Raw genomic sequence first — 4,520 nt, 5'->3', positions numbered from 1 at the left:
CCTCGGGCGCCACAGGGGCGGCGGGGGCGTCGGTGACGCCCCGGCCGGAAAGGTGTCGGGCAGCGCGCGCTTGGCTAGAAGGTGAGCTTGCCCGGGAAATAGTGGTCGTAGGCCTGCTTGTAGCCGGCCTGGTTGGTCAGCATGTAGTAGGCGACACGCTCCGTCCAAGCCTTCTGGCTGTCGAGGATCTTCTGGAAGAAGGCGTCCTCGGCGCCGAACTTGCCGACGACTTCGTCCCAGGCCTCGAGCTGCTTCGCCAGCACGGAGTCCGGCGTGCGGCGGACGTTGACGCCGTCCTCGTTGATCAGCTTCTGCAGGTCGCTCGAATAGTTGTCCATGGCCAGGCCGAAGTTGGCGGTGTTCGCCGCCTCGACCGCGTAGCGGACGATCGCCTGTAGGTCCGGGTCGAGGCCGTCGTAGACGTCCTTGTTGAAGATGATCTCGAAGGTCTCGGCGGCCTGGTGGAACGAGCCGAGCATGTAGTAGTCGGCGACGTCCTGCGCACCGAAGCGCCGGTCGGAGGTCGGATTGTTGAACTCGAAGGCCTCGATGACCCCGCGCTCCAGGGCCGGCACGATCTCGCCGCCGGGAAGCTGGGTGACGCTGACGCCCATCGACTGCATGACGTCGGTCGCGAGGCCGACGGTGCGGTACTTGAGGCCCTGCAGCTGGTCGGCGGACGTGATCTCCTGCTTGAACCAGCCGAGCGGCTGTTCCGGCATCGGCATGCAGAACCAGCCGACCAGATTCAGGCCGAGGATGTCCTGGACCAGCTCGCGATAGAGCTCGGAGCCGCCGCCGTTGGTGAACCAGGCCAGCATCAGGGTGCCGTCGCCGCCGTAGACCGGGCCGGTTCCGAACAGCGAGGCCGCCTTGTTCTTGCCGTACCAGTAGGCCGGGACCGTGTGGGCGGCGTCGAGGATGCCGTCGTTGACCGCATCCTGGACCTGGAAGGCCTGGACGACGGCGCCTGACGGCAGGAGATCGACCTGCAGGCGGCCGCCGGACATCTCGTTCACACGGTCGGCGTACTGCTGCGCCATCTCCTGGAAGATGTCGGAAGAGGTCCAGGAAGACTGCATCTTCAGGACCTTGGGGGTCTGGGCCGAGACGATGGCCGGCGCCGCGAGGGCGCTGGCCGCGCCGGCGGTGGCTACGGCGCCTGTCCTGAGAAACTTGCGGCGGTTGAGAGCTTTGCTTTCCACGATATCTTCCTCCCTAGGTCGGCACTTGCGCTTGCCTTGTGGCCCGCGTTTGGGCGGACATTTGTGTGACAGTTTTGAACCTGTCCAAGGTGATGGTACGGGCAATGCGGTTGTCTTGGCAACGTGCTCTGCGCGGTCCTCGGCGAGGCGCTTGCGGTTTTCCGCCGTGGCGCCGCGGCGCGCCGCGGCCTCGGGGGCACAACAAATCCTTTGGGAACCAGGGGCGGCGGCCGCCTGTTCTCGCGGTGACGATGGCCGAACGAGGAACATCATGACCGAGAACAGCGAAACCGCCGCCAGGGACAAGCTCTGGCACCTGGTCGAGGAGATCGGCACGGGTATGCTGGTCACCGAGGACGAGGGGCTGCTGCGCGGCCGGCCGATGACGGTCACCGCGCGCCCCGAGCTGAACGAGCTCCACATGCTGACCCGGCGCTCGTCGCACAAGGCGAAAGAACTTGCCGAGGAGGCGCATGCCAGCATGGTCTTCGCCGACCGCGAGAAGGGCGAGTACGTGTCGCTCTCGGGCGCCGCGCGCATCTCCCAGGACCGCGAGGAGATTCGCGCCCTGTGGGGGCCCTACGCCGACGCCTGGTTCGACGAGGGCCCCGAGGGCGATGACGTGGCGATGGTCCGCTTCCGCGCGCTGCGTGCCGAGTACTGGGACACCACCACCTCGGTGCTCAAGCAGGCCTGGCAGATTGCCCTGGCCGCGCGCTCGGACGAGACGCCGCAACTGGGCGAGCAGCGCAAGCTGAAGCTCTGACTCCTCGCGTCCACCGGCCTCGGCTCAGGCGCCGGCGCCGCCCCGCTCCGAGCGGGCATCGTCTCGGTCGACGACCAGGGTGATGCGGCCGGTACGCGTCTGGTCCCGCTTGACGAGTCGGTCGGGCGGCAGCCAGAGCGAGACCTGGGTCCCGGCGCCGACCTCGCTCTCGATCGAGAGGTGGCCGCCGTGCATCTCGGCGTAGGTCGAGGCGATGTGCAGGCCCAGGCCGGCACCCTCGTGGCTGCGGCTCATCGCCTGCTCGATCTGGAAGAAGGGCTTGAAGACGTCGGCCAGCTTGTCGCGCGGGATGCCGACGCCGCGGTCGCGGATGGTGATCCGCGCCCAGCCGTCCTGCATCACGGCGACGTCCATCGAGATCTCCCGATCCTCGGGACTGAACTTCACCGCATTGCCGAGCAGGTTGATCAGGATCTGCTTGAGCAGACGTTCGTCGCCCCGCACGTAGGGGAGGGCTGGGGGCGCGCGCAGAACGAGGCGGCCGTGGCCGACGCCGAGCGAGCCGCGGATCATGCCGGCGCAGCCGTTGACCAGGCCCGACAGGGGGAAGATCTCCTCCTCCAGCTCGACCTTGCCGGCCTCGATCTTGGCGACGTCGAGGACCTCGTTGACCATGCGCAGCAGGTGCAGGCCGCTGGCGTTGATGTCCTTGGCGTAGCCTTTGTAGGCCGGTGGCGCGATGGGGCCGAGCATTTCCTCCGCGATCATGTCGGAGAAGCCGATGATCGCGTTCAACGGGGTGCGCAGCTCGTGACTCATGTTCGCCAGGAACTCCGTCTTGGCCCGGTTCGCCATGATCACCTGCTCGGTGGCCGCCCGTTCCGCCTCCAGGGCCCGCACCCGCTCCGTCACGTCGCGGAAGGTGAAGACCGTGATCTCGCGGCTCTGCCGCCGCTGCTCGCGCGGATGCCGGCTGACCTCCAGCCGCGACCGCCCGACCTGGAGCTCGACGATGCGTTGCCCGCCGTCGGCACCGCGGACCGTGATCTGCCTCGGAGCGTCGGGTTCCGCGTCCGCGACGTCGCGAAGCCTCTCGAAGGCCGGCAGCACGCGCGCCAGGGGACGGCCCTGCACGGCGGCCGCCTGGACCCCGAGAATCTCGGCCGCCGTCGAGTTGAACAGCTCGATCCGGCCCTGGCTGTCGGTGATCGCGATGCCGTCGAAACTGTCCTCGACGACCTGGGCCATCAGCGCGCGCCGGTAGGCGCCAGCCATCCGCTGCTTGAAGATCTGGACCGCCTGGCTCTCGATCTCCCGGACGCTGCGGGCGCCGAGGAAGAGCGCGAGCAGCACCAGCCAGGCGGCGATGTCCAGGATGAGCGGCCACAGCATCTGGGCCAGGACGCTCACGGCGAAGAGCCCGCAGGCCACCGCGGCCGCCGCCAGGACGGATCGGTGCCAAGACCAGCGGCGTGCGCCGGCTGCGGCGCCGAGCGCCAGAAGCAGGAGGACGGCGACCGTCACGGCCGGACCGCTGCGCCGCAGCGCGCGGTCCTGGACCAGGGACTCGTAGGCCAGCGCCTGCATCGTCACGCCCGACAGCGTCCGGTAGACCGGCACGCTTACGTAGTCGCCGAGCTCCAGTGCCGTGGCGCCGACGATGACCTTCCGGCCGGCGACCGCGTCGGCGGGGAAGCGTCCTTCAAGCACGTCGTCGACAGACAGCTTCGGGATCGAGCCCGGGTCGATGCCGTAGTCGATGAAGAAGAAGGGATAGTCGAGGCGGGCGTTGCCGGCCAGCAGGGCGGCCATGGAGGGGCGGAAGGTGCGGCCGTCGAACTGCCCGATCGGGTAGCGGCGGACGGCGCCGTCGGCGGCGACGTCGACGTTGACTCCGCCGATGGCGGCGCTCTCCGAGAAGATGTCGAGGGGCTTGAAGTCGAGAAGCTCGGTTGAGGCCTGCCCCGTGGTGTCCTGCTGGTTGAAGGCCGCGAGGATGACCCGGCCGCCGTGGCGGCGGAGCGTCTCGGCCAGCGCGTCGTCACCCTCGAGGGACGAGACGCTGCTGAGATCGACGTCGAGCGCGACATCGGTGGCGCCGGCCTCGAACAGCCGCTCGATCAGGTCGGCATAGCGGTCTCGCGGCCAGGGCCAGCGGCCACCCTGCTGGATGCTCTTGCCGTCGAGCTGGACGATGACCAGGTCGCCCTGGGCCTCGGCGCGCACCATCTCGAAGCGCTGATCCATCATCAGCAGGTCCAGGCCCTCGAGCCAACCGGCCGAGTAGAAGCCGAGGGTCGAGAGGAGGATCGCGAGGTTCAGGGCGGCGACCTGGCGCAGCCCTCGGCGGCGCCGGAGCGACCAGGGTCGGACCAGGACGACGGGCAGGTGGCGGAAGGGAGCGAAGCGCACGAACCCGTCTCCTCGAGGCTCCGGTGCCGTACCCCCTCACTGTCGGTGCTGCTGTGCGCCGACGATCGTGAGGGGGCGGCCGCGGAAGCCGGCTGGCCTACACTATCCGTTGCCGTTGTTCCCGGCGTTGCCGTTGTTGCCGGCGTTGCCGTTGTTGCCGGCGTTGCCGTTGTTGC

The 4,520-nt window shown here is 68.8% G+C and carries 3 protein-coding genes; 1 reads left to right on the top strand and 2 read right to left on the bottom strand.

Features of this window, described 5'->3' with window-relative positions; genetic code table 11:
* Positions 1–74: 74 nt before the first annotated feature.
* Positions 75–1,205: a TRAP transporter substrate-binding protein gene (locus WD341_RS14625; protein ID WP_368426209.1), complete on the bottom strand. Its 1,131-nt coding sequence runs from the start codon at positions 1,203–1,205 to the stop codon at positions 75–77.
* 271 nt (positions 1,206–1,476) lie between these two features.
* Here WD341_RS14625 and WD341_RS14620 point away from each other — a divergent pair, with 271 nt between their 5' ends.
* Positions 1,477–1,971 (top strand): pyridoxamine 5'-phosphate oxidase family protein, encoded by a 495-nt coding sequence (locus WD341_RS14620; RefSeq protein ID WP_368426208.1) that lies wholly within the window; start codon positions 1,477–1,479, stop codon positions 1,969–1,971.
* Positions 1,972–1,995: 24 nt separating this feature from the next.
* Here WD341_RS14620 and WD341_RS14615 read toward each other — a convergent pair whose 3' ends face one another.
* Complete coding sequence (locus WD341_RS14615; RefSeq protein ID WP_368426207.1) at positions 1,996–4,344, bottom strand: CHASE2 domain-containing protein; 2,349 nt, start codon at positions 4,342–4,344, stop codon at positions 1,996–1,998.
* Between the last annotated feature and the right edge of the window lie 176 nt (positions 4,345–4,520).

The sequence above is a fragment of the Tistlia sp. genome, from assembly GCF_040905785.1.
In the GTDB taxonomy this organism is placed as follows: domain Bacteria; phylum Pseudomonadota; class Alphaproteobacteria; order Kiloniellales; family DSM-21159; genus Tistlia.
Note: the sequence above shows the minus strand (reverse complement) of the source record. Positions and strands in the feature narration are given on the sequence as shown.

Bases quoted from the DNA above. Each gene is read 5' to 3' on its own strand.
- WD341_RS14620 (WP_368426208.1), top strand. From the start codon at position 1,477: ATGACCGAGAACAGCGAAACCGCCGCCAGGGACAAGCTCTGGCACCTG.